Annotated in this window: 28 protein-coding genes; 19 read left to right on the plus strand and 9 right to left on the minus strand. The window is 68.1% G+C overall.

Features of this window, described 5'->3' with window-relative positions:
- Nucleotides 1-100: 100 nt before the first annotated feature.
- The 3 genes from O7623_RS22105 to O7623_RS22115 all read right to left on the minus strand — a co-directional run bounded on the left by O7623_RS22105 (nt 101) and on the right by O7623_RS22115 (nt 2227).
- Nucleotides 101-973 carry a LysE family translocator gene (locus O7623_RS22105; RefSeq protein WP_282224925.1) on the minus strand — a complete coding sequence of 291 codons (873 nt, stop codon included), beginning with the start codon at nt 971-973 and terminating at the stop codon, nt 101-103.
- A 201-nt stretch (nt 974-1174) separates the two neighbouring features.
- Entirely contained in the window at nt 1175-1741 is a 567-nt protein-coding gene (locus O7623_RS22110; RefSeq protein ID WP_282224926.1) for a nucleotidyltransferase family protein, read from the minus strand.
- 138 nt (nt 1742-1879) lie between these two features.
- A complete protein-coding gene (locus O7623_RS22115; RefSeq protein ID WP_282224927.1) occupies nt 1880-2227 on the minus strand; it encodes a hypothetical protein in 348 nt (115 codons plus the stop codon).
- A 319-nt stretch (nt 2228-2546) separates the two neighbouring features.
- Between O7623_RS22115 and O7623_RS22120 the strand changes: the two genes are divergently transcribed.
- From O7623_RS22120 to O7623_RS22155, 8 genes are all read left to right on the plus strand, one after another.
- Nucleotides 2547-3779, plus strand: coding sequence for a hypothetical protein (locus O7623_RS22120; RefSeq protein WP_282224928.1), 1233 nt, complete (start codon nt 2547-2549; stop codon nt 3777-3779).
- Nucleotides 3780-3896: 117 nt separating this feature from the next.
- The gene (locus O7623_RS22125) at nt 3897-5144 is read left to right on the plus strand and encodes an NAD(P)/FAD-dependent oxidoreductase (RefSeq protein WP_282224929.1); all 1248 of its coding nucleotides are present in this window, start codon (nt 3897-3899) and stop codon (nt 5142-5144) included.
- An 8-nt stretch (nt 5145-5152) separates the two neighbouring features.
- Nucleotides 5153-5641: a MarR family transcriptional regulator gene (locus O7623_RS22130; RefSeq protein ID WP_282224930.1), complete on the plus strand. Its 489-nt coding sequence runs from the start codon at nt 5153-5155 to the stop codon at nt 5639-5641.
- Nucleotides 5642-5931: 290 nt separating this feature from the next.
- Nucleotides 5932-7218, plus strand: a complete 1287-nt coding sequence (locus tag O7623_RS22135; protein WP_282224931.1) for a cellulose binding domain-containing protein — start codon at nt 5932-5934, stop codon at nt 7216-7218.
- 608 nt (nt 7219-7826) lie between these two features.
- Nucleotides 7827-8159 (plus strand): PadR family transcriptional regulator, encoded by a 333-nt coding sequence (locus tag O7623_RS22140; protein WP_348775102.1) that lies wholly within the window; start codon nt 7827-7829, stop codon nt 8157-8159.
- Nucleotides 8156-8542: a DUF1048 domain-containing protein gene (locus tag O7623_RS22145; protein WP_282224933.1), complete on the plus strand. Its 387-nt coding sequence runs from the start codon at nt 8156-8158 to the stop codon at nt 8540-8542. Before O7623_RS22140 ends, O7623_RS22145 begins: the two co-directional genes overlap by 4 nt.
- A complete protein-coding gene (locus O7623_RS22150; protein WP_282224934.1) occupies nt 8539-9363 on the plus strand; it encodes an ABC transporter ATP-binding protein in 825 nt (274 codons plus the stop codon). Before O7623_RS22145 ends, O7623_RS22150 begins: the two co-directional genes overlap by 4 nt.
- Entirely contained in the window at nt 9360-10121 is a 762-nt protein-coding gene (locus O7623_RS22155; RefSeq protein ID WP_282224935.1) for an ABC transporter permease, read from the plus strand. The genes O7623_RS22150 and O7623_RS22155 overlap by 4 nt, the downstream gene beginning before the upstream one ends.
- Before the next feature lie 89 nt (nt 10122-10210).
- On the opposite strand, the gene O7623_RS22160 is transcribed toward O7623_RS22155, so the two are convergent.
- On the minus strand, nt 10211-11224 hold the full coding sequence (locus tag O7623_RS22160; RefSeq protein ID WP_348775169.1) for an FUSC family protein: 1014 nt from the start codon (nt 11222-11224) through the stop codon (nt 10211-10213).
- A gap of 190 nt (nt 11225-11414) precedes the next feature.
- Entirely contained in the window at nt 11415-11861 is a 447-nt protein-coding gene (locus O7623_RS22165) for a MerR family transcriptional regulator (protein WP_282224936.1), read from the minus strand.
- A 392-nt stretch (nt 11862-12253) separates the two neighbouring features.
- On the opposite strand from O7623_RS22165, the gene O7623_RS22170 reads away from it, so the two are divergent.
- The 6 genes from O7623_RS22170 (at nt 12254) to O7623_RS22195 (ending at nt 17550) form a co-directional block, all read left to right on the plus strand.
- On the plus strand, nt 12254-13753 hold the full coding sequence (locus tag O7623_RS22170) for a SulP family inorganic anion transporter (protein WP_282224937.1): 1500 nt from the start codon (nt 12254-12256) through the stop codon (nt 13751-13753).
- Nucleotides 13754-13973: 220 nt separating this feature from the next.
- Nucleotides 13974-14432 (plus strand): DUF2243 domain-containing protein, encoded by a 459-nt coding sequence (locus tag O7623_RS22175; RefSeq protein ID WP_282224938.1) that lies wholly within the window; start codon nt 13974-13976, stop codon nt 14430-14432.
- A complete protein-coding gene (locus tag O7623_RS22180) occupies nt 14429-15331 on the plus strand; it encodes a cytochrome c oxidase assembly protein (RefSeq protein ID WP_282224939.1) in 903 nt (300 codons plus the stop codon). Before O7623_RS22175 ends, O7623_RS22180 begins: the two co-directional genes overlap by 4 nt.
- Nucleotides 15332-15362: 31 nt before the next feature.
- Nucleotides 15363-15734, plus strand: a complete 372-nt coding sequence (locus O7623_RS22185; protein ID WP_282224940.1) for a hypothetical protein — start codon at nt 15363-15365, stop codon at nt 15732-15734.
- A 152-nt stretch (nt 15735-15886) separates the two neighbouring features.
- Nucleotides 15887-16996: a zinc-dependent alcohol dehydrogenase gene (locus tag O7623_RS22190; RefSeq protein ID WP_282224941.1), complete on the plus strand. Its 1110-nt coding sequence runs from the start codon at nt 15887-15889 to the stop codon at nt 16994-16996.
- A 17-nt stretch (nt 16997-17013) separates the two neighbouring features.
- The gene (locus O7623_RS22195; RefSeq protein ID WP_282224942.1) at nt 17014-17550 is read left to right on the plus strand and encodes a hypothetical protein; all 537 of its coding nucleotides are present in this window, start codon (nt 17014-17016) and stop codon (nt 17548-17550) included.
- Nucleotides 17551-17570: 20 nt separating this feature from the next.
- Here O7623_RS22195 and O7623_RS22200 read toward each other — a convergent pair whose 3' ends face one another.
- The 3 genes from O7623_RS22200 to O7623_RS22210 form a co-directional block, all read right to left on the minus strand.
- Nucleotides 17571-18533, minus strand: a complete 963-nt coding sequence (locus tag O7623_RS22200) for a cation diffusion facilitator family transporter (protein WP_282224943.1) — start codon at nt 18531-18533, stop codon at nt 17571-17573.
- Nucleotides 18530-19246 (minus strand): transporter substrate-binding domain-containing protein, encoded by a 717-nt coding sequence (locus O7623_RS22205; RefSeq protein ID WP_282224944.1) that lies wholly within the window; start codon nt 19244-19246, stop codon nt 18530-18532. The genes O7623_RS22200 and O7623_RS22205 overlap by 4 nt, the downstream gene beginning before the upstream one ends.
- Nucleotides 19247-19341: 95 nt before the next feature.
- Nucleotides 19342-19950, minus strand: a complete 609-nt coding sequence (locus O7623_RS22210) for an NAD(P)H-dependent oxidoreductase (protein WP_282224945.1) — start codon at nt 19948-19950, stop codon at nt 19342-19344.
- A 420-nt stretch (nt 19951-20370) separates the two neighbouring features.
- Between O7623_RS22210 and O7623_RS22215 the strand changes: the two genes are divergently transcribed.
- The 3 genes from O7623_RS22215 (at nt 20371) to O7623_RS22225 (ending at nt 23274) form a co-directional block, all read left to right on the plus strand.
- Nucleotides 20371-21300, plus strand: a complete 930-nt coding sequence (locus O7623_RS22215; RefSeq protein WP_282224946.1) for a DUF389 domain-containing protein — start codon at nt 20371-20373, stop codon at nt 21298-21300.
- 182 nt (nt 21301-21482) lie between these two features.
- A complete protein-coding gene (locus O7623_RS22220) occupies nt 21483-22697 on the plus strand; it encodes a hypothetical protein (RefSeq protein ID WP_282224947.1) in 1215 nt (404 codons plus the stop codon).
- Complete coding sequence (locus O7623_RS22225; protein ID WP_282224948.1) at nt 22690-23274, plus strand: hemerythrin domain-containing protein; 585 nt, start codon at nt 22690-22692, stop codon at nt 23272-23274. The genes O7623_RS22220 and O7623_RS22225 overlap by 8 nt, the downstream gene beginning before the upstream one ends.
- Nucleotides 23275-23472: 198 nt before the next feature.
- On the opposite strand, the gene O7623_RS22230 is transcribed toward O7623_RS22225, so the two are convergent.
- The gene (locus tag O7623_RS22230) at nt 23473-23649 is read right to left on the minus strand and encodes a hypothetical protein (RefSeq protein ID WP_282224949.1); all 177 of its coding nucleotides are present in this window, start codon (nt 23647-23649) and stop codon (nt 23473-23475) included.
- A 581-nt stretch (nt 23650-24230) separates the two neighbouring features.
- Between O7623_RS22230 and O7623_RS22235 the strand changes: the two genes are divergently transcribed.
- Together O7623_RS22235 and O7623_RS22240 are read left to right on the plus strand one after the other, a co-directional pair.
- On the plus strand, nt 24231-25037 hold the full coding sequence (locus O7623_RS22235) for an SAM-dependent methyltransferase (protein ID WP_282224950.1): 807 nt from the start codon (nt 24231-24233) through the stop codon (nt 25035-25037).
- A 659-nt stretch (nt 25038-25696) separates the two neighbouring features.
- The gene (locus O7623_RS22240; protein WP_282229511.1) at nt 25697-26041 is read left to right on the plus strand and encodes a nuclear transport factor 2 family protein; all 345 of its coding nucleotides are present in this window, start codon (nt 25697-25699) and stop codon (nt 26039-26041) included.
- Nucleotides 26042-26126: the final 85 nt, after the last annotated feature.

A 26126-nucleotide genomic window follows, 5' to 3' on the forward strand; every position in this document is an offset into this window, starting at 1 on the left:
ACGCGCGCGTGAATACATCGACAACTATAGATGAACGTCGATGGTTCCGGCGACCGGCGAGCCCAGCGTCTGCGTCCCGCCCCGTCCCGCCCCGTCCTGGCTAGCGCGAACCCAGGCGCTCGGGAAGCTCCGGGTCGTCGAGCAGCACCGTCAGATCGGTGGCGAGATGCAGGCTCAGCCCGAGCAGGGTGAGGCCAGTGAGCACGTTGAGCGTACGGGCGGCCACCGGCTGCCGGAGGAAGCCGCCGGCCCGGTCGACCGTCACCGCCAGTGTCGGATACCAGATCACCGCCAGGAGCACGATCAACAGAGCCAACATGGCGGTGGGCGGTCCGACCGGCACTCCGGTGGGAACGAATTGTGGGATCAGGCTGGCGAAGAAGACGAACACCTTGGGATTCGTCACGTCGGTCACCAGCCCCTGCCGGTACGCCCGCCAGACGCCGCTACCTTGGATCCGTCGATGACTTCGTACATCGATTCGAGTGTGGACGGACTGGTCGGGCGACGGTTCGGTCCCCGGCCGACTGCACAGCAGTCGGATGCCCAGATAACAGAGATAGCCCATGCCGACGAACTGGATCACCCGGTAGGCGGTCCCCGACGCAATCATCAGCGCCGCGATTCCGAGTGCAGCCAGTGACGAGTGCAGAAGCAGCCCACTGACGACGCCACCGGCGGTGGCCAGCCCGAGCCTGCGGCCATCGAGTGCGTTGCGGACCACCATCGTGAAGTCCGCTCCGGGCAGGACGACCATCGCGGCCGCCACGCCGATGAACGTGACGAGTTCGCCGCTCAACAAACGCGGAGCCGCTCGGCCAATTTCGACAGGTGCATCGTGGGGGTGCCTCCTGATGGGTGCGGTCAGGCATGCATCGATCTGCGCGTGGGGACGAGTCGCATCCGGGTGTGCGACGCTCGCCGCACCAGACCCCGGGTAGAGATCAACATGACCATACACCGACCGGTGCATGCCCAGAAGAGGGAAAAGTCAGGTAATCGGATCCGGAGTGCGGCACCACTCGTCCGACCTATATGCACCCCGCACAGGCAGGTCGGCTGTCCACTGTCGCAATGCGAATCCGTCACCGCCCACGTCGGTCACGTACTCCGGTAGCGACGAACCCCCGCCGCGCCGCGGGGGGCCGTGCGTAGTCGTGGCGCATTGGTGTGATCACGGTATGTCGATGTCGTATCCGCTGGCGACGTCGCCGCATTCGATCGCGGTGACCCCGGCGGCATGCCGACGCAGGTAGGCCCGGGCGCCCTGATCGCCCCGGGCGGTCGCGACGATCTCCGGCCAATGGTCGCGACCCAGCACCACCGGGTGGCCCGGCTCGCCGTCGTAGCTGGCGCGGATCAGGCAACCCGGATGTGCCGGGGCCCGCAGCCGGGCCACCGCCGCCGCGGTGACCCCGGGCATGTCCACCAGATGCACCACCACGGCCGACACCTGCGGCAGGCGGGTGACGGTGGTGAGCCCGAGCCGGAGCGACGAACCCATGCCCTCGGCCCAGTCCGGGTTCTCGACGACGTCGACACCTGCCAGGTCGATGCTGGCGCGGACCTGGTGGGCGCCGGCGCCGAGAACCGCGACGACCGGATCGCAACCGCCGCCGCGAAGCGCGTCGAGCGCCTGCCCGAGAAACACCGGTGCCTTGGGGCCGCCGTATCGGCGTCCCGCGCCAGCGGCCAGGACCAGGCCGGCGACGCCGTGCCCGGCGGCATCGGGCGGGTTCATCTCGGCCTCCGACCGTGGCTGACCAGGACAGGGTACGGCCCGGTGCGATGCGCCACATGGTGGCACGCCGGCCACCGGGACCCCCGACGCGGTGCGGACTCCCGGTGGTCGTTCGTGACCGACCACCGGGAGCGCCGGTCAACTGGCGCGGTACGACAGGTAATAGCCCTCCGGCCAGCTGTGGAAGTTGTTGAGCTCGGACGCTGGACCGCTGCAGTCGGCGGTCCGGTAGCCGGGGACGGAGCGGAATCCGCCGCTCCAGGCGAGCAGCCACGTCGCGTCGGCCGGGACGGCTCGGCAGACGCCGTCCGGTGCGTCCTGCCTGCCGACGACCTCGGTCGGGTAGCTCGAGTAGAAGACCAGACCCTTGTCGGGGCTCTGGACGGGTTCGCCGGCTGCTGCGGGCGACGCCGGTAGGGCCACGGTCAGCGTAGCGATCAGAGCGGTGGCGAGACCTGCAGCGACGCTGCTGGCGGAAGTGCGCATGAGTGTCCTTCCGGGACGGCGTGCGAGGACGGGCCAGGGCTGGCTCCGGCCGGAGCAAGAGTGGCCTGCATCGATGTAACGATCGACCCGGAAAATTGCCGTGTCAACCAAATGGCGTCGGGGTCTAGGTATCAGCCCAAACCTCCCGATCGTTGGCCGGATCATTCCGGGTATCGGCTCCCAGTCCTGCTCCGCGAGGTTCGATGTCGATGAATGTCGATGTAGAGTCTCCTCATCGTGTAGTTGCGGGTCGCGGTTGACCGGCCGGGGCAACGCCGCCTCCACACCGTGGAACCGACGATGTCTGGGAGATCAGGACATGAATGAACACCAGGAGGGCTGGCTGCGGACGCGATGGCGGCGGGCAGCCCGGACCGCCCTCGCTGCGGTGGCCACCTTCGGAACTACCGTGGTGGCCGTCGGTGCCACGGCCGGCGCGGCGATGGCGGGCGTCAGCCCCGCTGTCGCGGGCATGCCGAACGGATCGTTCGCCGCCGCGCCGGTGTCCCAGGTCTCCGCAGGTGACCTGCACTCCTGTGCGGTCAGTACGGACGGGACGCTGTGGTGCTGGGGCAACAACTTCTACGGCCAGCTCGGCGACGGGACCAACACGAACCGGACCAGCCCGGTGCAGGTCGGCACCGCCACCACCTGGGCAAGTGTCGACGCCGGCAGCGGCACCACCTGTGCCACCCGTACGGACGGGACGCTCTGGTGCTGGGGCAACAACTCCGGCGGACAGGTCGGCGACGGCACGACCACGCGGCGGAACACCCCCGTGCAGGTCGGCTCCGCCGCCACCTGGGCCAGCGTCAGCGCCGGCAGCAACCACACCTGCGCGGTGCGGACCACCGGCACCCTGTGGTGCTGGGGCCTGAACCGGCACGCGCAGCTCGGCGTCGGCACGTCCGTCTACCAGGCGACCATCCCGGTGCAGGTGGGTACGGCGACCACCTGGGCGAGCGTCACGACCGGGTACGCGCACACCTGCGCCGTCCGGACCGACGGCACCCTGTGGTGCTGGGGCAGTAGTTCGGACGGGCAGCTCGGTCTCGGCATCCTCAGCTACCAGGCGACCCCGGCGCAGGTGGGCACCGCGACCACCTGGTCCGGTGTGACGGCCGGCTACGTGCACACCTGCGCGGTTCGCAGCAACGGGACCTTGTGGTGCTGGGGCGAGAACGGGTACGGCCAGGTAGGCGGTGGCACTGGTCACCAGACCACCCCGCTGCAGGTCGGCACCGCCACCACCTGGGCGCGCGTCCAGGCGAGCGTCGACTCCTCGTGCGGGACGCGGGCCGACGGCAGTCTGTGGTGCTGGGGGAGCAACGTGTTGGGGCAGCTGGGCGACGGCACCACCACCCACCGGTCGACCCCCACCCGGGTCGGGACCGCCACCGACTGGACGGCCGGCGTCGCCGTGTCGTACCACGGCTGCGCGCCGCGTGCCGACGGCAGTCTGTGGTGCTGGGGCAACAACTCGTTCGGGCAGCTGGGCGACGGCACCACCACCCAGCGGTCGATCCCGGCCCTGGTGAGCCTGCCGGCCTGACCCGCGTCGGGTGCGCATCGGGCCGCGTTGCTGATGGTCGGCGGCGCGGCCCGGTGCCGTGCGCGAGGGCCTCCCGGTGGCCCTTGCCGAAATCATCTTAGTCATTAAGATAATCGGATGAGCGTATCGACCGACTTCTCAGTGGCGATCGCCGGTGCCGGCCTGTCCGGACTCTGCCTCGCCCAGTACCTGGCGCGCGCCGGCATCGACGTGCACGTCTACGAACGCGATCCGGGCGCCTTCGTCAGACGGCAGGGTTACCGGATCATCCTCGACCGGTACGGGCTGGAGGCGCTTCGCGAGAGCCTGCCCCGCCCGCTGTACCGTCTGGCGCTGGCCACCGGCGACGAACCCGGCGGGCACCTGCGCTTCACCGACAGCCGACTACGGGACGCGTTCACCATCACCTTCAAGGACGAGCCGCACGCGACCCGCCAGGTCGACCGGCTCACCCTGCGGTCGATCCTGCAGTCCGGGATGGACGGTCGCATCCACTACGGCAGGTCCGCCGTCGCGGTCGACAACGGCGGCCCGACCGGGCTGCGGCTGCGGTTCGCCGACGGCGGAGCCGCCCCGGCGACCGTCGTCGTCGGCGCGGACGGTGTCCGCTCGGCGCTGCGCGGGCAGCTCATGCCGGACGCGGACCCGTCGACCACCCCGATGGTGGGCATCTACGGCCGGTCTCCCCTGCGGCGCGACGGCGGGAGCATCATCCCGGACGCGCTGCGTACCAGCGGGGTCCTGGCCATCGCCGACCGACCCGGCCGCGCATTCTTCTTCACCTCCATGCGGTTCGGCGAACGCCCACCGGAGGCGTTCGCCCGCCTGGCCCCGGGCAGCTACGCCCCCACCGGCGACGACTACGTCATGTGGGGCATGCTGCTGCGGCAGGAGGACGTACCCACCGTCGCCCGCGGACACCTCCTCGCGCTCTGGAAGCTGGCCGCGCGGGCGAGCGCCGACTTCCACCCGCTCATCCGGCGACTGGTCGACACGGCCGAGGTCGACGCCACGGTGCTCAACGTCTTCGCCACCGGCCGGCGCCCCCGCCGGTGGGCGGTGCCCCGAGCGACGATGATGGGCGACGCCGTACACGTCATGCCGCCGTTCGGCGCCCAGGGCGGCAACACCGCGCTACGCGACGCCGCCCTGCTCGGCCACCGACTCGTCCAGGCCCGGACGAACGGCACACCGGTGGAGGAGGCGATCGCCGCCTACCAGGACGAGATGGTGCCCTACGCCTTCCGCGCGGTGGACACCGCCGCCGCGCTGATGCGCCGCCTCACGGGGAGCGCGGCCGCCCCGCACTGGGTGCTGACCCGCCTGTTACCTCGGCTGCACCGGGTGACCGTACCGGAGGCATGATTGCGGGCATGTCCGACGAGCCTGCCCGTGCCTCCGCGATCGCCGACCTGATGCGCGCCGGCCGGGAGATGTCGCGGCTGTCCATGGTGTTCCGGTACGCCATCGCGGAGCGACTCGGCCTCACCGTGAGCGACCTGGAATGCCTCGACCACCTGGCGGACACCGGACCCGCCACCGCCGGACAGATCGCCGAGCGCACCAACCTCACCACCGGGGCGGTGACCAGCATGCTCCGCCGGCTCCAGCAGGCCGGCTACGTCAGCGCCGAACGCGATCCGACGGACCGGCGGCGGGTGATCGTCACCCTGCGGCCGGAGCGGGTCGCCGACCTGGAACGACCGTACGAACGGTTCGCCCAACGGACGGCGCAGCTCATCGAGGACTACACCGCCGAGGAGATCCGGCTGCTGGCCCGGCACTACGAGCGCATGCAGGCGATGTACCACGAAGAACTGGACCACCTCCGCGACAGCGACACCCCGCCGCGGTCGGCCTGAGGAGCCGTCGCGCCGCGGTCGGCCTGAGGAGCCGTCGCACCGCGGTCGGTTGACAGTGGCGTCGCACAGCGGTCGGCCGGACAGTGGTGTCGCATCCAGGCTCGGGCCCGGCTCGACCACTGCCATGGGCTTGGCCGATTTGGCGCGTTGTGGCCTGTCTGCACCGGGTGGGCTCAGGGAAATATATTGATGATCTTGACTATTGAGCAATGACTATCTAGTCTCTTGGTGTCTCGCGCTTCACGGCTGCGCAGGCCCGCCGGCCACGCGAACGACGGATCGGAGTGACCATGTCCAGACGGAGATCCGTTGCCGGATCTGTCGCGACAGTGGCGGCCATCACCCTCGCACTGGGTGCAGTGATGGTCGGCGGTGGCCTCGGTGCAACCGCCTCGGCCACCGATGTCGGCGTACTCGCCGCGAGTGCTGGTTGCGGCAAGAACCCGACGCTGACCAGCGGCACGCGGACGATTCAGAGCGGCGGCCGGACGCGCACCTTCACGCTGCGGCTCCCCGACGGGTACGACAGGAACCGCCAGTACCGGTTGATTTTCGGCTTCCACTGGCTCAACGGCTCCGCTGCAGACGTCGTCAACGGCAACTACTACGGATTGCTGCCGCTGTCGAACAACAGTGCCATCTTCGTTGCCCCCCACGGGCTCAACGCCGGCTGGGCCAACTCCGGCGGCGAAGACGTGACCTTCACCGACAACATGATCCAGACCATCGAGAACGATCTCTGCGTCGACACCTCGCAGCGCTTCTCGTTGGGCTTCAGCTACGGCGGGGGCATGAGCTACGCGCTCGCGTGTGCCCGGGCGAACGTCTTCCGTGCCGTCGCGGTCTACGCCGGTGGCGTCATCAGCGGATGCAGCGGCGGCAACGACCCGATCGGATACCTGCACGCCCACGGCATCAGCGACAACGTCCTGAGTATCGCCGGCGGGCGTTCCATGCGGGACAGGTTCGTCAGGAACAACGGCTGTAACGCCCAGAACGCTCCGGAACCGTCGCCGGGCAGTGGAAGGTACATCACCACCACCTACACCGGCTGTACGGCAGACCACCCGGTCGTCTGGCACGCGTTCGACGGCGGGCACACCCCCACCCCGGGGTCCTGGCTCCCGCAGGCGACGTGGCAGTTCTTCGCCCAGTTCCAGGGCGCCACTCCCGGTCCGACGACCCCTGGCCCGACGACCCCTGGCCCGACCACTCCTGGTCCGACGACCCCTGGCCCGACCACTGCTCCGCCGGGCGGCGGAGCCTGCCGGGTCACGGCGACCGTCAACGCGTGGAACACCGGCCTCACCGAGGACATCACCGTCACCAATACCGGTACGGCCACGATCAACGGCTGGTCGCTGGCCTTCACACTGCCCAGCGGGCAGAGCATCACCAACGGGTGGAACGCCACCTACTCGCCCAACTCCGGACAGGTGACGGCCAGAAACGTCTCCTACAACGGCACTATCGCACCCAACGCGTCAGTCAGCATCGGCTTCCAGGCCACCCACACCGGCAACACAGCCAAGCCGACATCCTTCAGCCTCAACGGCGCGCCCTGCACCGTGACGTGACCGTGCGGGTGCGGCAGCCGGGTCGGTGACCTGGCCGCCGAAGACTGGACCAGCTGATCACGGACAAGCAGTGGGTCGGATCTCGACAGGGATCCGGCCCACTGCTTGTCCGCCAGCATTCTCGGCAGGTCGACGGCCGACGACCGCCGTGAGACCGATTGCCGGCCCTGCCCTACGTCGACCGTTCACACCCCTGACGATCCTGGTACGGGCTGAAGGACCCGAGCCCTCATCGGCGGCCACCCGAGGCGGAGCGGTGCCACGACCTGCGTCCTCCCGGTCGGATCGGCGAAGCCGCAGGTCAACAGGGCGAAAGGCGATCTCACGCGCCCGAAGGGGCCCGAACCCCTGATGTCTGGGCTGTCACGTCAGTTCGTCTAGGTCGCGAACTCCGGCTTGGGTCCTGGTGGATCCGGGGTCCGGTTCCGACGTTCGAGCATCCGCCGAGCACCGCGCCCGCTGCGGCCGATGCTCGGCCAAACCGCTGAACTGCCCGCAGCCTCGTGTCTTCTGTCGGCGTCGGCGAGACTCCTTGCGATGCTGCTAGTCAGTGTTACTATGTACCGGTAGTCAGTGATGCTCAGTACCGATCGGTGGGGTGGTGGTCTGTGGGTAGGCAGATGACGGAAATGCTCAAGGGCACGCTGGAGGGCATCGTTCTCGCGGTCCTGTCCAGGCGGCCGGCATACGGGTACGAGATCACCGCGTGGCTCCGGGAGCAGGGCTTCTCCGACATCGCCGAGGGCACTGTCTACGCCCTGCTGGTCAGGGTCGAGCAGAAACGCCTCGTCGACGTGGAGAAGGTCCCGTCCGAGAAGGGGCCGCCGCGCAAGGTCTACTCGCTGAACGCCCAGGGGCGGGAGTACCTCGACGAGTTCTGGAAGACCTGGGCCTTCCTCGCCGAACGACTTGAAACACTTCACAAAGGAGGCAAGGAATGACGTTCGACACCGAGAACGGATTCCTCGGCAAGGTGATCGGCCCCAAGCGGCGCTGGCGCGCGTACAAGGCACGGGTGCGGAAACTCCCGCCGCCGTACCGTGCTGCGGTCGACGCCATCGAGCGGTACCTCATGCACTTCGGGGCGGTGGACGGCGACAGCGCGGCGTCGCTGTTCGAGGACGTCGCCGACCTGTTCGAGCGGGCTGCGGCGGACGGCACTCCGATCCGGGACGTCGTCGGAGACGACCCGGTGGAGTTCGTGGAGGCGTTGATCGCCAACTACGACAAGGGCGGCTATGTGGCCCGGGAACGCGGCCGGCTGGCCCGTGCCATCGCGCTCGCCGCCGGTGAGGACCCCGGGAACGCCGAGGAGCCACGATGACGGCACAGCAGGCCCCGGCGATCCGGGTACGCGGGCTGGAAAAGTCGTACCAGCAGCTGAAGGTGCTGCGGGGCGTGGACTTCGAGGTGGCACCAGGCAGCATCTTCGCCCTGCTCGGGTCGAACGGAGCTGGCAAGACGACGCTCGTGCGAGCCCTCGCCACGCTGCTCAAGGCGGACGCGGGCACGGCCACCGTCAATGGCTTCGACGTCGCTACCCAGGCCGGGCAGGTACGGGAGTCGATCAGCCTCACCGGACAGTTCGCGGCGGTCGACGAGGTTCTCAGCGGTCGGGAGAACCTTGTGCTGGTGGCCCGGCTGCGGCATCTGCGGAACCCGGGCAAGGTCGCCGACGAGCTGCTCGACCGTTTCGCACTGACTGATGCCGCGGCGCGGAAGGTGTCGACGTACTCCGGCGGTATGCGCCGTCGCCTCGACATCGCCATGAGCCTGGTCGGGCGCCCACCGGTCGTCTTCCTCGACGAGCCGACGACCGGACTCGACCCCCGGGCGCGCATCGAGGTGTGGCAGGCCGTCAAACAGCTCGCCGACCAGGGCACGACCGTACTGCTCACCACACAGTATCTGGACGAGGCCGAACAGCTGGCCGACCGGATCGCGATTCTCCACGAGGGCCGGATCATCGTCGACGGCACCCTCACCGAACTCAGGCAGCTGCTCCCGCCGACCAAGGTCGAGTACGTCGAGAAGCAGCCGACCCTCGAGGACGTCTTCTTCGCCATCGTCGGCGCCGGCACCGACGACCAGGCCGGGCCGCCAGCGACCGTACCGTCATCGCAGACAACCAGGAAGCAGCCATGAACCGACACTTCCCCGGCGACACCGCCGTCCTGCTGGGTCGCTCCCTGACGCACGTCAGACGTAGCGCGGACACCATCGTCACGACCGCGATCACGCCGATCGCCATGATGCTGCTGTTCGTCTACGTGTTCGGCGGTGCGATCGACACCGGGTCAGGTGCGTACGTCAACTACCTGCTTCCCGGGATCCTGCTGATCACGATCGCTTCCGGAGTCGCCTACACCGCGTTCCGGCTCTTCCAGGACATGAGGAGCGGCATTGTCGAGCGATTCCAGTCCATGCCGATCGCACGATCGTCGGTGTTGTGGGCGCACGTGCTGACCTCCGTGGTCGCCAACCTGGTCTCGCTCGCGGTCGTCGTGGGCGTCGCACTGCTCATGGGATTCCGCTCCGACGCGGGAGTGCTGGCCTGGCTCGCGGTCGCCGGCATCCTGATCCTGTTCACCCTCGCGCTGACCTGGCTCGCCGTCATCCCCGGGCTCACCGCGAAGAGCGTGGACGGCGCGAGCGGCTTCTCCTATCCGCTGATCTTCCTGCCGTTCGTCAGCTCGGCGTTCGTGCCCACCGACACGATGCCGGTCCCGGTACGCGCGTTCGCTGAGCATCAGCCGGTGACCGCCATCGTCGACGCGATCCGCAACCTGTTCACGCAGCAGCCGGTCGGCACCGACATCTGGATCGCCCTTGCCTGGTGCGTCGGCATCCTCGTCGTCGCGTACGCCCTCGCCATTCTCACCTACCGTCGCATGATCTCCTGAGCCGCATGCCGCAGGTCGATGGGGCCCGGGTTCGCCGTCTGGTCGCTGTCTCGCCGCTGGATCTGGAAATGCCCCCGGTGGCGGCGGGTCTACTTGGCGTTGCTGAAGGCTTCGCCGACGAGGCGTTCGACGTCGTCGGGTCGGGTGCCGCTGGCGCGGATGATGTCGCTGGCGGTGGCGCGGATCTGGGCTACCACGACGCTGTCGTTGAAGCCGAGTCCGGCCTCGTACGCAACGCTGGCGTGTCGGGCGGCGTCAAGGGCGTGGCGCCGGGCGCGTTTCGGCTCGGTGCCGGTGTCGAGTTCGTGGCGCATCGCGTGTACGGCTTCGCCGAGTTGTCGGACGGCCTGCGGCAGAGCTGCGGGTACGGGTTCGTCGTCGGCGAGCAGGGAGACCGCGCGACGGGTCAGGACCCGGGAGTTGCGAAGTGCGCGTGTGAGGTGTTCGGCGATGGCGGCGTACTGCGCGAGTGGGCCCCGGGTGCGCCACCGGACCGGCGCGAGGACTGCGGTTTCGTGGCCGGCGTCGACCCCGTCGCGGAACTCGGCGAGTTCGTCCTCGGCCTTGTGCAGGCGGCGTGCCGCCTTGCCTGCTCGGTGGCGGTCGCGGTCGGTGAGTGCCGCGCTGCTGAGGAAGAGCATGTCGGTGAGGACGTCGAGGGCCGGGTCGGCGGTGCGGCGGACGATGGCCAGTGGATTCAGTGGCAGGAGCAGGACCAGGACGATGAGGCCGACCAGCCCGCCGATCAGGGCGTCGATGAACCGTTGGGGGTAGAGGGCGCCGGTGGCGGGGGTCAGGGTGGCGACGAGGACGCCGGAGGAGGCGGCCTGGGTGACGAGCGCCGCGCCGCCGCAGAGGAAGACGGCGGCGATCACCGCGAGGGGCACGATCAACGCGAGTTGCCAGGTGCCGGTGCCGATGGTGAGGATGATGGCGTCGCCGATGGCGATGCCGAGGGCGACGCCGACGACGAGTTCGGCGGTGCGTTTGAGGCGTTGCCCGATCGAGGCGCTGAGGATGACGACGGCGGAGATCGGGGCGAAGATCGCGGGGGACCGGACCGCGCGGCTCCGTGGCGGCTCCCATGTGAAGACCTTACCGATTTGTCAGCCTTTATTGGCTGATTTGTACCGGCCGCGCCCTGCGATGAGCGCTCAGGAGTCCGTCCGGAGCCGTCGGAGCTGCGCACGCCGTCGGCGTACCCGCACCTGTCGGGGGGTCCTTGCTGGTGCACGGTAGGACCGGGGTGGCGATGGGAGCCCGCCAGTCGAGTGGAGTGGGATCCGTCCCGGTTCAGCGTGCGATGGCGCCGCTGGTGCGCGGGGGGACCGTCGGGGCGTCCAGCGCGTCGAGGTGTGCCGACAGGTCGGCGCTGAGTTCCCTGATGGTGGCCAGTTGCGCCTTCAGCACGGCGGCCCGCGCCTGTGCCGCCGCGTGGTACTCGCGCAGCTTGGCCAGCAGGACGGCCTGGTCCGCCTGGTCCGGCTGGTCGCCGTGATCGGTGAGCCGGTCGAGGATGCTCAGCAGTTCCCGGGTCTGCTCCAGGGTGAACTCCAGCGGCTTCATCCGCTTCACCACCCGCAGCCGCGCCACGTCCGCCTCGGTGTACAGCCGGAAGCCACCCTGACTCCGGGCGGACGGGACGACGATGCCGACCTCCTCGTAGTAGCGGATGGTCCGCAGGCTCAACCCGGTCCGCTCCGCCACCTCGCCGATCTGCATCAGCTCACGGGAACCCATCGCCGCAGGCCCGCCTCCTCCGTTACCGCCACGAACGTGATCCCACAAAGGGTATCGCTGCGCCGGACCGCCCGGTGATCGGTCGGGATCAGGGCCCTTTCTGCCACCACGGTCGCACCGTTGCTCACCATGCGCCGTTGGTGACGATTGCCACTCTGCGCCGTCTCTACCCTTCCGCGACGGTAGATTCACCCCTGCCGCCCGTGCCGGGCCGACCAGCACGGCGGGGGATGGTTTCCGAGGCGACGACGCCAGGAAACAACCAGGTCATCTTCTCGGGTCACCGTGATCGTGACGGATCGTGCCGTCACGGCCACCGGGATCGGTGCTGGTCCGCGAATCCCGACACGAGACCCAGCGCGCTACTGCGCGCCCTGATCGGAAAAGGCTGTATGTCTGCGTTCTCCCCTGCGGCGCTCCGGCCGCATCTGTCCCGCCCCTCGTGGTTGTCGCCGAAGGTGTTCCGCACCGAGGTCCTCGCCGGCCTGGTCGTGGCCCTCGCGCTGATCCCCGAGGCGATCTCCTTCTCGATCCTGGCCGGAGTCGACCCCCGGGTCGGGCTGTTCGCCTCGTTCACCATGGCCGTCACCATCGCGATCTGTGGCGGCCGGCCGGCGATGATCTCCGCCGCGACCGGCGCGATCGCGCTCATCGTCGCCCCCCTCGCGCGCGACCACGGGCTCGGCTACCTGCTGGCGGCCGTGATCCTCGGCGGGGTGCTGCGGGTGCTGCTCGCCGTGCTCGGCGTCGCCCGGCTGATGCGGTTCATCCCACGCAGCGTGATGGTCGGCTTCGTCAACGCCCTCGCGATTCTGATCTTCGCCGCCCAGGTTCCCTATCTGATCGGCGTGCCATGGCTGGTCTATCCGATGGTCGCCGTCGCATTGGTGATCATGGTCGGCCTGCCCCGGCTGACGAAGGCGGTGCCGGCACCACTGGTCGCTATCGTCGTACTGACCGTGGTCACCGTCGCTGCCGGGTTCGCCGTACCGACCGTCGGTGACCAGGGCGCGCTGCCGGACAGCCTGCCGTTCCTCGCGTGGCCGGAGATCCCGTACACCGTGGCCACCCTGCAGCTGATCGCCCCGTACGCACTGGGGATCGCGCTGGTCGGGTTGATGGAGTCGTTGATGACCGCCAAACTGGTCGACGACATCACCGACACCCGGTCGAACAAGACCCGCGAGTCGTGGGGTCAGGGTGTTGCCAACATCGTCACCGGCTTCTTCGGCGGCATGGGTGGCTGCGCGATGATCGGTCAGACCATGATCAACGTCAAGGCGGCGGGGGCCCGGACCCGGCTGTCGACCTTCCTGGCCGGCGTGTTCCTGCTGATCCTGGTCGTATCCCTCGGTGACATCGTCGCCCGCATTCCGATGGCCGCCCTCGTCGCCGTGATGATCATCGTCGCGGTGTCGACGTTCGACTGGCACAGCGTCGCTCCCGCCACTCTCAAGCGCATGCCGTGGGGTGAACTAGCGGTGATGACCCTCACCGTCGCCGCGGTGCTGATCACGCACAACCTGGCGATCGGCGTGATCTTCGGAGTGCTCACCGCGATGGTCATCTTCGCCCGACGGGTGGCGCACATGGTCGAGGTGACCAGTGTGCTCGACCCTGACGGCACCACCCGGATCTACTCGGTGCACGGAGAGCTCTTCTTCGCCTCCAGCAACGATCTCGTCTATCAGTTCGACTACTCCGGCGACCCCGACCGGGTGATCATCGACATGACCCACGCCCACGTCTGGGACGCCTCGTCCGTCGCCGCCCTCGACGCCATCACCACCAAGTACGCCAGCCGGGGCAAGACCGTCGAGATCATCGAACTCAACCAGCCCAGCGCCCGCATCCACGGGACACTCGCTGGTCAGCTCGGGGTAGGCCACTGACCTCTTTCCTCCCTGCGCCAAACGTCCCGTGCACCGGCTGCCCATCCTGGTCGGCGCTGGCCGCGTCGCCCAGAAACCCACAACGTATTCTGGGCTGGTTCGACCGCCACCTGAGCTGACCGCCAAGGACTCGGACCCTTGACCTGCTGATCCGCAGGCCGCCTGTTTCGTCCGGCGCGTTGGCTCGACAGGGAACGCCTCCCTCAGCACTATGGCGACAATGGAGCCGCTGACCAGAACACGCGTCCGACTGGGCCGAACGATGGGTGCCGCAGCCCTGATCGGGGTGGGACTGATGGCGGCGGTCGATGAGATCGTCTTCCACCAGATACTCGGCTGGCATCATTTCTATGATCGGTCCACCCCGGCGATCGGCTTGTTGTCCGATGGGCTGCTGCACGCGGGGGAGTTGGTCGCACTGGTCGCGGGGGTATTTCTGCTTGCAGATCTGGTACGGGAGGGCACGGTGACCCGGGTTGGCGCGGCCGCCGGCGTTCTGCTCGGCGCAGGTGGTTTCCAACTGCTCGACGGGCTTGTCAACCACAAGGTGCTACGGCTGCATCAGATTCGCTACGAGGTGGATCTGCTGCCGTACGATCTGATGTGGAATGCCGCCGGGGTCGTGCTGCTGGTCGCGGGGGCCGTATTGGCCGACATCGCTCGTCGCCGGCTGCCGTGACCGTCACGCACGGCATCGCCGGCGCGGGATACTGGTCCCTGCTGCTGTTGCTGCTGGGGGCGGTAGCCGTCGGCTACCTGGTGGCGGCGTCACGGACCAGGCACGGGTGGCATGACGGACGGGTCGCGGCGCTGCTCGCCGGTGTGCTGCTGGTCGCCATGGCCACCGGGCCTGGCCTGTCGGCGTGGGCGATGCACGACCCGCGTGGCCACATGGTGCAGCATCTGCTTGTCGGGATGTTCGCACCGTTGGTGCTGGTCTTCGCCGCGCCGGTCACCGTCCTGTTGCGTGCGGTGTCGCCGGTTCGGCGGCGCGGGCTTGCCCGGCTGCTGAGTAACCGGGTCGTGCACCTGATCGGGCATCCGGTGACCGCACTGGTTCTGGCCACCGGTGGCATGTATCTGGTCTACCTGACGCCGATCTACGCCCTGACGCACCGGATGCCGTTGCTGCAGCTCGCGCTGCACGCGCACTTTTTCATCGCTGGCTACCTGTTCGTCTGGTCGATCGCTGGACCGGATCCGGCACCGCGCCGGCCTCGGCTGTGGGTCCGGGTGACCGTACTGACCACGTCAGTCGCTGCCCACGCCTACCTGGCCAAGTTCCTGTACGCCCATCCTGACGTTCTCGCTTCGGGTTCGGGCGCTGATCTGGTGGCGGCCCGGCAGGCAGCTCAACTGATGTACTACGGCGGTGATGCCGCAGAGCTGCTGCTGGCCGTGGCGTTGTTCGTCGGCTGGTACCGGCGCAGGTCGCGGCGGGCCGGCGTCGGTGTCGGTGGCGCTGGCGGCCATCACCGCCAGGGTCGAGCCGAGACCGCTGCCGGGCGGGCCCGCACCGGCGCCGACGACGAGGCGCAACAGCGCCCCCGCGAGTGGGCTGAACGCGGCGTTCTCTGACGGTAGGCCGTCGACTTCACGGTCCGGGGCGATGTCCCTGGAAACATTCATACTCATCGGCGGTGTGGGGAGGCTGCTCCGGGGTATGCGGTCAGGCATGACGGACAAGGACGACGACGCTGTGCTGGTCGGTGGCCCACGGGACCGGACAACTCTGACGGCTGGTGACACCGCACTGGTCGAGCTGGACATCGACGGCCTGATACACCGCTACATTCGGACAACGAAGCAGCGCGACGGCGGACTGCGGGTCTACAACTACGACGGCGAGGTGGCCCCCGGCGGAGCGGAGTTCGGCACCGAAAACTCCGCAGAACGGGTGGCTTCTCCGCTGAGTTCCGGGCAGGCGGGCCGGCCCCGGGACAGCGGCGTCGAGGGGACGTCTGCTGTCGGTATGTCCTGATCTTTCTCCGCGTGTCCCCACCTCCATCTTCACCGCCCCGGGCGCGAGGTGGCCGGGGTGCTGTGGACGTGGCCGGGCTGCGTCGATCGGTATGGCGATCCGGGAGGCAGTTGATGCGAGCAATGGTGTACCGCGGACCGTACCGAATACGGATGGAGGAGAAGGAACGTCCCAGCATCGAGCATCCCAACGATGCGATAGTACGGGTGACCCGGGCCGCTATCTGCGGATCCGACCTGCATCTCTATCACGGCATGATGCCCGACACCCGGGTCGGTTCCACCTTCGGCCACGAGTTCATCGGCGTGGTCGAGGAGGTCGGTCCGTCGGTCCGCAACGTGCAGGCCAACGATCGGGTGATGGTCCCCTTCAACGTGTTCTGCGGGTCGTGCTTCTACTGCGCCCGAGGGCTGTTCAGCAACTGCCACAACGTCAACCCGAACGCCACGGCTGTGGGTGGGATCTACGGCTACTCGCACACCTGCGGCGGCTACGACGGCGGCCAGGCTGAGTACGTCCGGGTACCGTTCGCCGACGTAGGCCCGAGCCTCATCCCCGAATGGCTGGACGACGATGACGCCGTCCTGCTCACCGACGCGGTCGCGACCGGCTACTTCGGGGCACAACTTGGCGACATCGTCGAGGGTGACGTGGTGGTGGTCTTCGGGGCTGGACCGGTGGGCCTGTTCGCGGCGAAGTCGGCCTGGTTCATGGGAGCCGGGCGAGTCATCGTCGTCGACCATCTCGATTACCGGTTGGCGAAGGCTGCCTCGTTCGCCCATGCCGAGACGTACAACTTCACCGAGTACGACGACATCGTCGTGGAGCTGAAGCGGACGACCGGCCATCTCGGTGCCGACGTTGCCGTCGACGCGGTGGGCGCCGAGTCCGACGGCAACCGCCTGCAGCACGTGACCGCCACCAAACTGAAACTGCAGGGCGGCTCGCCGATCGCGCTCAACTGGGCCATCGACTCCGTACGCAAGGGCGGGACGATCTCGGTGGTAGGCGCCTACGGGCCGATGTTCAGCGCCGTCAAGTTCGGTGACGCCATGAACAAAGGGCTCACCTTACGGACCAATCAGTGTCCGGTGAAGCGGCAGTGGCCGCGGCTGCTGGAACACATCCGCGACGGATATCTGAAGCCGAGTGACATCGTCACCCACCGCGTGCCGTTGGAGCACATCGCCGAGGCCTACCACATGTTCTCCGCCAAGCTCGACGGCTGCATCAAGCCGTTGATCGTGCCGAACACCGCCTGACCGGTCGGGAGCCGAGCATGCCGTACACGCCGGACAAACCGCTGCTGCCGCGATCCAGCGACGAACTTCGAACCGACATTCCAGGGTGGGGGGTGGATCTTGATCCTAGAAATCGGCCGTCGGTGCCGAAAGAACGCTTCGACCCAGACCTCAACGGCGCGCACTGGCGGTTCCCTGAGCGGCAGACCGAGCGTTGGCCACGGGAGAGGTCCATCGAGCACAGATTTCTCACGCCGGTGTTCGGCACATCGTGCCCGCCCAGGGGGCTGTCCGGAAAGATCCGTCGGTACTCGTACGGCAAGTACAGCGAGGCACGCGCAGCCCACTGGTTGCTCCTGATCGCCGCCGACCGGATCGACACCGTCGAAAGCGCGCTCCGGTCATCCCTGACGAATCGCGCCAACCGCTCGATCATCGCCGTGGCGCCCTGGGTCCTGGCGCTAGGGATCGGCTACGCCGTCGGCTCGTGCTTCGTCAACGGCCGGGCGGGGTCGACGATGCCGTTGGCGACCAGCCGCAGCGGCTCGCGGATGCGCCTGCGACGGCGTCGATGACCTTGTCGACGCCGATTCGGTCAGCCTGCGGTCGGTATGTCGATTCGGCTGACGGGGGCGACGACGAGGTCATGCATCCGCCAGTCGAAGTCCCGGGCGAAGGCGCCCAGTTCCTCCAGTCGTTCGACGAGCCGGTCGGTGTCGGCGACCGGTACGACGAGCAGTTCGCCGACGAAGACGTGGCCTTCTTCCCTGATCCGTAGCCAGGCGTCGGCGACCCAGTCGTGGTCGCGTACGGCGGCGAGCAGGCGTTCGTGCAGGGGATGCGGTCGGCTACCGTCGACGACGCGAGGACGGTTGTCCATCAGGTTCGCGACCGCGCTGCGTGACGTCCGGGTGCCGTCGCGGACGATGTCGCCGCCGATGACCAGGGCAGCGACCGCGTCGGCCCACCACAGGCCGGCGCCGATGCCGAGAATGCCGAGGACCGCCGCGCCGGCGGTCAGCCAGTCGGCGCGGTTCATCTGCGCGTCGGCGTAGAGAACCTTGTCATGCAGCTGCCCGGCGATGCGTTGCTTCACCCGGCCGAGGAGGATCGCCGGCACCATGGTGACGATCAGTACGGCGATCATCAGCCAGCCCAACCATATCTGGTGACCGAACATCTCGATCAGCCCGATCGGGGGCCGTTCCCGGGCGATCAGCCTCGTGAGGGAGTCGTACACGACGTAGCCACCCAGGCCGAGCAGCGCTACCGAACCGGCCAGGAACGCCACGCTCACCGAACGGTGGTAGCCGTACGGGAACCGGTCGTTCGGCGCGCGGTTGCGGAACCGCGCGGCGACCAGAAACGCCACCGGCGGCACCAGGCTGAGCATGTCCTCGATCCAGGCGGCCTTCATTGCCTGGGACTGCCCGAGGGTGAGCGCCAGCGCGGCGATCGCCACCACGAAGAAGCCGATCGTCCACCACTCCAACCGGATCGCGCGCCGATGCAGCTGCGCCATGTCGGGCGGCAACTCGAACCGGTCGTACACCCTCACGCCGTACCCTCACCCCGCTCGGCCGCGACCAGCAGCGCTTCGATCTCACCGTGGGACAGGGCCAGCAGGAACCGTTCCACCTCGACCTGCCAGCCGTTCTCCCCGGGCGGCACGGCCCACACGTGGTCGTGCTTCGCGAGTTCGTGACCGGTGTCCCGCAGACCCAGCTCGGCCAGGCGCCACTGGCCGACGACCACCGGTAGACCTTCGCGGCCGGTCACCTCCGTCACCGGTACGGGCACCGCGTCTTTGCCGCGCAGCGCCGCGATCTGGACGGTGCCGGCCGGTACGGCGACCCGCGTTCGCGCCAGGTCGTCGAGGTGCGGTACGTCGGCCGGCACCGCCACGACCGTGCGCATCGTGACGTACGGGCGGGTAAGCGAGGCATGCTCGGTCCACGGCACCGACGCGTCGAGACCACCGATCACCAGGTCGAGAACCCGGTCCTTCAGAGCGGCCATCAGTGTCGATTCCGACCCGGGGTGCCACTCGACGCGTGCGTCCAACCGCTGCGCCAGGCGTCGTACCAGCATCGCCTCAGCCCCGCTCACGGTACCGTCATCGGCGATCCGGGTCCACGGTGGCGCTTCGCTCACGCCGACCCGCAGAACTCCGCCCTGGACGTCCCGCGCCGTGGTGCCCGCGTCCTGGGGCCACTGGCAGCCGGCCAGCAGCAGGAGAATCACCCCGGCCAGTAGAGCCGTTCGCCGCATCGATCTCCCCCCCAGGGGCGTCGCAACTGATGGACCCGGAATGCGTCGACCGACTACCCGACCTATGGGTACTCGCCTCGCCAACCCACCAGCTGTCAGGTCGCGGGATACGGCTGCTTCGCCAGCAGACGTGCCAGATGTGCCGCGTTGGCGGCAGCCGTCTTCGTCGCTCTACCGGTGGTCTGCGGCTTGGTGCCGGCGTCGCGGTAGTCGACGCCGCCCATCGCCTCGCCGACCCAGTAGGTGGACGCGGTGGCGGGGATGGTGAATCCGACGTCGCCGAGGGCCTGAAGCACCTCAGCGGTGACGTGGTGGGCGCCGTCCTCGTTGCCGACCACCGCCACCGTGGCGACCTTGCCGTAGGTGAGCGGCCGGCCCTGGTCGTCGGTCTGCGACAGTTCGGCGTCCAGGCGTTCCAGCACCATCTTGCAGATGCTCGACGGCTGACCTAGCCAGATCGGGGTTGCCACTACCAGGATCTGCGCGTCGAGCAGCTTGGCCCGGATGGCGGGCCACTCGTCGCCGTCGCCCTCGTCGACGGAGACCCCGAACCGCACCGTGTGGTCGGCGATGCGGATCACCTCGCCGTCCACGTCATGGTCGGCCAGCGCGGCGAGCACCTCCCGACCCAGCAGTTCCGCACTCGACGGGGCGGGAGAGGGCTTGAGTGTGCAGCACAGCACCAGCGCGCGGAGGGTTCCCACAGCTTCGCTCCTGATCATCGTCGATGTCGGTGACCCGGATGCTCCTACCCCGGCGTCTGCCAGCCGAACCGCGGCCGACGCCACCTCGGGTAGCCCGAGCCGGTGTGGCATGTCGTCGTTGACCGAACCGGTGTTGACGATGGAAGCGCCCGGCGTTGTCGACCAGCTTCGCGGACTCCCGGGCGTCGTCGTGCTCACCGACGTAGGTGATCGCCGCGTCCGCCCCTTCGCGCGTGGGTGCTGTCGCGATTCTGGGCTTGATGTGCACGCTCGTAGCGCTGGTGGCCACGTCGATGGCAGGGGCAAGTGACCGGCAGACACCACGGGTTGATCGTTTCCGGCTTCGCTCTTCGGTCGGCGTGGCTGTTTGTAATGTGCGGAGGGGCCGATCGCCGCCTGTACACGAGGAGGAGGTGGGGTATGCCTCGTGTGGTGACTGTCGCACTGCCGTCCGACCGGACCGAGGATCTCGTCGGCGAGCTGCAGGCCATCGAAGGGCTGCTGGCGCTGCGGGTGTTCCCTGGCGGATCACGTCAGCCGCCGGGCGACGTCGTGGATGCGGAGATGACCGACCGGTGCCTGCCGACAATGATGCACGTCATCGACCGATACGTCAGGGCGGCGGGCTCCGGCGTGTCGGTGACGATGAGCGAGCCGACGGGAATGGTCACGACGCCTGGCTCGGATGCGCTCGCACGTGATCCCGCCTCCTCAACGCTGGAGGAGATGGAGTTCATGATGGCCCGCGAAGCGACGATGGGCCTGAACAAGATGCTGGTGATGGCGATTTCCGGAGCTATGGCGGTCGTCGGTGTCGCTACCGACTCGCTGCACATCGTGATCGCCGCGATGGTGATCGCGCCCGGCTTCGAACCGCTGATGCGGTTGGCGTTGGCGACGGTGGCCAACCGCCGGGTCTGGTGGCGCGGGGCGTCGGACACGGGCAAGGGTTATGGTGCGCTGGTCGTCGGTGCTGGACTGGCCGGGCTCTTCCTGCCGGTCGTCGGCGTGGCGGTACCGGTCGGCGAGGGCGGCTACCTGGCAGCGGGGGCGCTTGCCGCGTACTGGGGCGGTGTGAGCGTGAGCGCGACGTTGGTCACCGTGCTGGGTGGATTGGCGGGAGCACTCCTGGTCGCGGCGAGCCGATCTGTCCTGACCGCCGGTGTCATGATCGCGCTGGCTCTCGTGCCGGCGGCCGCTCTGACCGGTGTCGGTGTAGTGGTCGGTGACTTCTCCATGGCGGGAGCGGCGGCGCTGCGGTGGCTGCACGATGCGGCCATCGTGTTCGTCTGCGGCGTCGCCGTGCTCGGTGGCAAGCGTGCCCACCGCCGACGCGGACTGAGTAGCTGACGAGGCCTGCCCGCGCCGGTCGGCTGCCCGGTGTCGACCAGTCCGTCGGACATGGCGGTAGACGGCCGTTCCGCGAAGTCTGCCGATCTTGGTGACGTTTCAGTAAGAGAGTCGGGTCCGGAGGTTACTCGTGGATGTTCCGGGTAGGAGGCACAGTGCCTCCCGACCGGAACGGAGAGATCATGTTCAATCCGCTGGACCACAAGGGCATCCCCTTGGAGAGTCAGATCCGCAACTGGGCCGAGCTGAACGTCACCCCGATCGACCCAGAGGCGGTCGATCCCTACACCCGCTGCCGGATCATCACGATGAACGGCATCGAGATCGAGGCCATCACCTTCCAACACCAGTTCGCCCGCAACTGTCCGGACCAGGACGTACGGCGGCAGCTCGCGTACGTGCGGTACGTCGAGAGCCAGCAGCAGCGGGTGGTGAACTGGCTGCTGCCCGGCGTGGCTAGTGTGCTGGAGACGACGCTCGGCTACGAACAGGTGGCGGTCGACCTCACCGCCTGGGTGGCCCGCCACGAACCCGATGCCTATCTGAAGCAGGCGTACGAGTTCGGGGTGCTTGAGGACTTCGATCACCTCTACCGGTACGCCAACCTCTACGAGATGGTCGAGCGGCGGAAGGCCGAGAAGATCGTGGACGGACTCACCGAGGTCATGCCTGGCCGTCCCACCGTCCGCGAGCACCGCCATCCGTTCGACGAGGTCCGCACCCCGTACGACCGCGACTCGGTGGATCCCCGGTCCAAGCTGAACGCGCTGACGATCCTCTCCGCAGAGCAACAGGTGATGTTCTACTACATGAACGTCGGTCCGCAGTACATGGAGCCGATCGCGCGTCAGCTCTACCAGGAGATCAGCCTGATCGAGCAGGAACACGTCACCCACTACGAGTCGCTGCTGGACCCTGGTGAGAACTGGTGGGAACGGCTGCTCACCCACGAGTACAACGAGTGCTGGCTCTACTACTCCTTCCTCCAGCAGGAGAGCGACCCTCGGATCAAGGCGATCTGGGAACTGCACCTGCAGATGGAACTGGCGCACCTCCAACAGGCCGCAGATCTACTGCGCCGACACGACGGCCGGGAGCCAGAGGAGATCGTCGGTAGCGCCGGCCTGCCCGAACCGCTGACCTTCGAACCCAACAAGGAGTACCTGCGGCACCTGTTGGCCACCCAGATCGACCTGACCAAGCTCGGCGAAGGGTACGTCACCGAAGCACACGAGCGCTTCGAGTGGATGCAGCAGCAACTGCACGACGGCCGGCAACCACCGAGCGAACAGGTCATCGACCTGCACCGGGAACGCTTCGGCGACGAGTACCGCATCGAGACCGAGGGCCCGCACCCGGTCGAAGGGCTACGTGCCAAGGGAGGCAGCCATGCCTGACGACACCGACGCCCCGGCCACACCCGGCCCCCAGGAGGACGTCGTCGACTTGCTGCTCGCCCAGCACGCCCGCATCGAGCAGCTTTTCCTGCTGGTCATCGGCGGCACCGGTGACACCCGACGCGACGCCTTCGACGAACTGGTCGAACTGCTGGCAGCGCATGAAACCGCCGAGGAGGAGATCATCCACCCCCTCGCTCGAACCCTGCCCGGCGGGGGCGGCGACGCCATGGTCGACGACCGCCTCGACGAGGAACGACAGGCCAAGGAGACACTCCAGACTCTGATCGCCGACGGCGTCGACGCCACCGGCTTCGGGACCGGCATCATTCTGCTCCGCGACGCGGTACTTGCCCACGCCCGCTACGAGGAGCGCTACGAGTTCCCTCGACTGCGCCAACACGTCCCGGCGCACCGGTTGCGTACGCTGGCCGGCGCCGTCCGCGCCGCCCAGGCTGCCGCACCGACGCGGCCGCACCCTGGTGCGCAGACAGCCAAAGGCAACCTGGCCGCCGGGCCCGCCCTCGCCGTCATCGACCGGGTACGCGACGCGATCCGAAAACCATCGAAGCGGTGACATGACCCTGGCGACCGACGCACCGGTTGCCAGGGTCACCGCCAGCCCGAACCGGCGCGGCCGCCCACCTCAGCAACGGGCCTGCTGGGGTGGGTACCGCGCGGCGAGGCGGGAACCCCGCCCGGACGCCGCGCGGTCCACCCGCAGCATGGAGGGAATCTCCGTCCATCAGGGCGGAGAGGAGGTCGACTTCGCCACCTACCGCTCGTGCTCGTCGTCAACCTGCTCGGTACGCCCGTCGCGCGTGACAGTCGGCTCCAGGTGCTCGTCCGGCTGAGGCGCCTGTGCCACAGTGTGATGCGGATCTCCGTCCGGCGAGAACAGCACCCGGTCCGTCTTCGGGCTCTTCTCCCGGCTCTCCTCCGGCTCAGTCACGGCGCTGCTCCCTCCAGGCGGATGTCATCTCCACGTTATGCCCCGAACCGGCGGCCCGAATCCCGTTCGCGGGAGTACGGTGCGACGGGATGACCAGGCCTGCCTCCCGCCGCCGACCGATTACCTCGTCGCTGTCGGGCGGGCCATCCACACCCTGACGTCGCCTTGTGCCGGGAGGGCGGCTGGTGGGTTTCGCCCAGCGGAGCCGTATCAGCAGTCGCCCAACGCCGGTGGGCCCTTGTGAGTCCACTGGTTGGGGCCGGGTACGCGCTCGTCGTGGTTCTCCGTCGCTGGTCGCTGCCGGCGGGCGAGGGACGAGTGGCTGGCCGTGACAGTGGCCGGCGGAGCTGCGGGCCAACAACCCGCAGCGGAACCGAATTTCACGGAGTGTGATGACACTCGGAGGGCGCATACGTGCATCCACCATCCGCACGGTTTGGACGGCGAACCGGGCCTGGCTGTCGTTTCGGCAGTTCAGGGCCCGGCTGATGGCGCGCTCCCGAAGGGACTCGAGCTCCTGGCATCCTGATCCGTATCGCCCCAATTGCGTCACCGCCCCGTGGGTACGGAAGAATGCTCCCATGACCGAGGACCGGGAGCTCCCCTCAGACTCCAAGCTGGACACGACGGTTCCGCACTCAGCGCGGATCTGGAACTACTGGCTCGGCGGCAAGGACAACTTCGCGGTCGACCGGGCCGTCGGTGATGAGGTGATCGCGCACATACCGGACATCCCCATCGGGGCGAAGTCCGAACGCGCGTTCCTCAAGCGCGTGGTCAGATTCCTCGTCGAGGACGCCGGCATCCGTCAATTTCTCGACGTCGGCACCGGGCTCCCTACAGCGGACAACACCCACGAGGTCGCGCAGTCCTTCGACCCACGCTGCCGGGTGGTCTACATCGACAACGACCCGCTGGTCATGGTGCATGCGCGTGCGCTCCTGACCAGCACGGCGGAAGGTAGCTGCGACTACGTCGAAGCCGATCTGCGGCAGCCGGACACCATACTCGCGTCAGCGCGGCAGACGCTTGACTTCTCCCAGCCGACCGCTCTCATGCTCCTCGGCGTCGTCAACCACATCATGGACGACGACGTGGCGTACGGCTCCGTCGCGCAGCTGGTGCAGGCGATGCCCACCGGTAGCTACCTGGTGCTCACCCATTCCACCGCAGAGATACACGGCGAGCCGATGCTGCGCGTGATGCGGGAAACCACCGAGCGCGGCGGCACGCCGATCCGAGCCAGGACCAAGATCGAGTTGGAACGCTTCTTCGACGGATTGGATCTGCTGGAGCCCGGTGTCGTTACCTGCTCGCGCTGGCGCCCCGACCCGAACTCCGACGAGCCGGAGGTATATCTGTTCGGCGGCGTCGGCCGCATCGGCTGAGTCGAGCCGCTCGACGTCGGTCAGCATGAGGGCAACCTGCTCACGGCGAAAACCTCGTCCGTTCGCCTGGTAGAGCTGCGAATCCGCTGCGACCGGCACCGGCACCCGGACGGTCTTCGACCAGGCACGTGCCGGCATAGCGGGTTGGAACCCCTCGAGTTGGCGGCTTACGGAGAACCGGCCGACGACAGTTGTATTACCATCTGAAGTGGCCCCGCTGGCAGGTATCTCTGGTGCTGATAGTGGCGGCAAGTAGCGGTCCTATGCCGATGGTCACCTAGTTCAGCCACTCTCGCTTCGAGGCTCTGATGAATGGCGGCGGTGCGGATGTAACGCATGCGTGACCGTACGATGATCGCCGAGCCGTGTGGAGCCTTTTCCAACCAGGTCACCTCGTCGCTGTTGACACCATCACTGGCGGCAGGTTCGAGCTCGCGTTTCTGGTTGTCGGTGAGACTCAGAATTTCAGGAGCTATCCGTTCTGGAGTCCACAACCAGCGGTTATTGGACCCCGAGGACCGCTCCTCTGAGAGTGGAGTACTTGTGGTACTGCATGCTTGGTCTCTATTCTGGAAGATGTAGTCACCGGCCTGTATGTAGAAATTGAAGCTGTCGGGTGCAAAGAGTGAGGAGAGGTCATGCCGGAGTACGAGAAGGCGATGCGGCCCGAGGACATCACCAGGCTCTTCGTCGAGCGATCCAACGCGGGTGACGCGGCCGGCGTCGCCGCGCTGTACGAGGAGGACGCCGTGATGGCTTATCCTCCCGGCGGTCGTACGGTTGGCCGTGAGGCGATCCGGGAGCTGTGGGAGAAGGTGCTGGCCAACCGGCCGCACTTTGAGCCCGAGGAGCCGCTGCCGACGTTGGTCAGCGGAGACATCGCGCTCACCTCGACGCCGCCGAAGGACGGAGCCGGGGCGCGCGCCCAGGTCGTCCGGCGGCAACCGGACGGCAGCTGGTTGCGCCTGCTCGACCAGCCCGAGTTCGTCCAGCCGGGCACCTGACCGAGGTCGTCTGCGGCGGCGTGCGGGTACCGAACTCAACGGAGTGTGTTGACCCCTGAGTGGTACCCACGTGCACCCGCCGTCC

Origin of the sequence: Solwaraspora sp. WMMD791 (genome assembly GCF_029581195.1) — a bacterium.
Lineage (GTDB): Bacteria > Actinomycetota > Actinomycetes > Mycobacteriales > Micromonosporaceae > Micromonospora_E.

Coding starts and splice junctions, on each gene's coding strand:
- O7623_RS22240 (WP_282229511.1), top strand. CDS start 25,697: ATGCGGCCCGAGGACATCACCAGGCTCTTCGTCGAGCGATCCAACGCG.
- O7623_RS22150 (WP_282224934.1), top strand. CDS start 8,539: ATGACGGCACAGCAGGCCCCGGCGATCCGGGTACGCGGGCTGGAAAAG.
- O7623_RS22120 (WP_282224928.1), top strand. CDS start 2,547: ATGAATGAACACCAGGAGGGCTGGCTGCGGACGCGATGGCGGCGGGCA.
- O7623_RS22195 (WP_282224942.1), top strand. CDS start 17,014: ATGCCGTACACGCCGGACAAACCGCTGCTGCCGCGATCCAGCGACGAA.
- O7623_RS22235 (WP_282224950.1), top strand. CDS start 24,231: ATGACCGAGGACCGGGAGCTCCCCTCAGACTCCAAGCTGGACACGACG.
- O7623_RS22145 (WP_282224933.1), top strand. CDS start 8,156: ATGACGTTCGACACCGAGAACGGATTCCTCGGCAAGGTGATCGGCCCC.
- O7623_RS22135 (WP_282224931.1), top strand. CDS start 5,932: ATGTCCAGACGGAGATCCGTTGCCGGATCTGTCGCGACAGTGGCGGCC.
- O7623_RS22115 (WP_282224927.1), bottom strand. CDS start 2,227: ATGCGCACTTCCGCCAGCAGCGTCGCTGCAGGTCTCGCCACCGCTCTG.
- O7623_RS22125 (WP_282224929.1), top strand. CDS start 3,897: ATGAGCGTATCGACCGACTTCTCAGTGGCGATCGCCGGTGCCGGCCTG.
- O7623_RS22215 (WP_282224946.1), top strand. CDS start 20,371: ATGCCTCGTGTGGTGACTGTCGCACTGCCGTCCGACCGGACCGAGGAT.
- O7623_RS22170 (WP_282224937.1), top strand. CDS start 12,254: ATGTCTGCGTTCTCCCCTGCGGCGCTCCGGCCGCATCTGTCCCGCCCC.
- O7623_RS22225 (WP_282224948.1), top strand. CDS start 22,690: ATGCCTGACGACACCGACGCCCCGGCCACACCCGGCCCCCAGGAGGAC.
- O7623_RS22110 (WP_282224926.1), bottom strand. CDS start 1,741: ATGAACCCGCCCGATGCCGCCGGGCACGGCGTCGCCGGCCTGGTCCTG.
- O7623_RS22155 (WP_282224935.1), top strand. CDS start 9,360: ATGAACCGACACTTCCCCGGCGACACCGCCGTCCTGCTGGGTCGCTCC.
- O7623_RS22105 (WP_282224925.1), bottom strand. CDS start 973: ATGCACCGGTCGGTGTATGGTCATGTTGATCTCTACCCGGGGTCTGGT.
- O7623_RS22175 (WP_282224938.1), top strand. CDS start 13,974: ATGGAGCCGCTGACCAGAACACGCGTCCGACTGGGCCGAACGATGGGT.
- O7623_RS22205 (WP_282224944.1), bottom strand. CDS start 19,246: ATGCGGCGAACGGCTCTACTGGCCGGGGTGATTCTCCTGCTGCTGGCC.
- O7623_RS22185 (WP_282224940.1), top strand. CDS start 15,363: ATGTCCCTGGAAACATTCATACTCATCGGCGGTGTGGGGAGGCTGCTC.
- O7623_RS22190 (WP_282224941.1), top strand. CDS start 15,887: ATGGAGGAGAAGGAACGTCCCAGCATCGAGCATCCCAACGATGCGATA.
- O7623_RS22130 (WP_282224930.1), top strand. CDS start 5,153: ATGTCCGACGAGCCTGCCCGTGCCTCCGCGATCGCCGACCTGATGCGC.
- O7623_RS22220 (WP_282224947.1), top strand. CDS start 21,483: ATGTTCAATCCGCTGGACCACAAGGGCATCCCCTTGGAGAGTCAGATC.
- O7623_RS22165 (WP_282224936.1), bottom strand. CDS start 11,861: ATGGGTTCCCGTGAGCTGATGCAGATCGGCGAGGTGGCGGAGCGGACC.